Origin of the sequence: Streptomyces sp. DH12 (assembly GCF_020873895.1) — a bacterium.
Classification (GTDB): Bacteria; Actinomycetota; Actinomycetes; order Streptomycetales; family Streptomycetaceae; genus Streptomyces.
On record NZ_JAHWGT010000371.1, the window covers coordinates 1 to 657 of the forward strand.

Genomic DNA, 657 nt, shown 5'->3' on the forward strand with positions numbered 1-657 from the left:
GCCTGATAGCCGTCAACTCGACCCTCAGCACCTCCTACAAATCCCTGGACGTCACCGAGACGATCACCGCCAAGGTGATCCGCGTCACCGGCGATGTGCAGAGCCTCACCCTGCGCATGCAGGTCGGCTGCGGCACCGGCTGCACGACGGTGACCAAGCAGCCCTGGTACGCCACCACCTTGTCGTACAACGGTGAGGTCACCGGAAAGACCAAGTACCGCGGCGACCCCTTCGCCACAGGCAAGACCCGCGTCTCCTTCCGGACCAACTACGCGATGTACGTGACGATGCCGGGCGCCAATCCGGTCGACTCCAGTGCCACCTGGTCCAGCCCCGCGGGCGGGGAGATCCGCTGTGACGCCGAGCAGCCCCGGCTGCGCGGCTGCGTCATCCCCACGAACGACCTGCCCATCCTCAGCTATTCGCGCTCGCACGAGAAGTACGGGATCGTCGTCCCGATCTACGAGGAGATCATGCGGCGCCGCGGTACCGACATCCTGCACGCCGTCGACCTGACCCAGGCGACAGCCAACCGCAACGCGACCTGCACCCCGTTCACCAACCTGTACCCGACCACCCGCGGCGCGGACAGCTGCGACGAGTTCCCGCCCGCCAGCACCAAGGAGGGCGGCCAGGACGGCAGCCTCTGCGCCGAAC

Annotated in this window: 1 pseudogene; it reads left to right on the forward strand. The window is 67.3% G+C overall.

Going from position 1 to position 657, the window contains the following annotated elements:
- A pseudogene (locus LPA54_RS34630) lies at positions 1-657 on the forward strand (hypothetical protein); the annotation flags it as partial.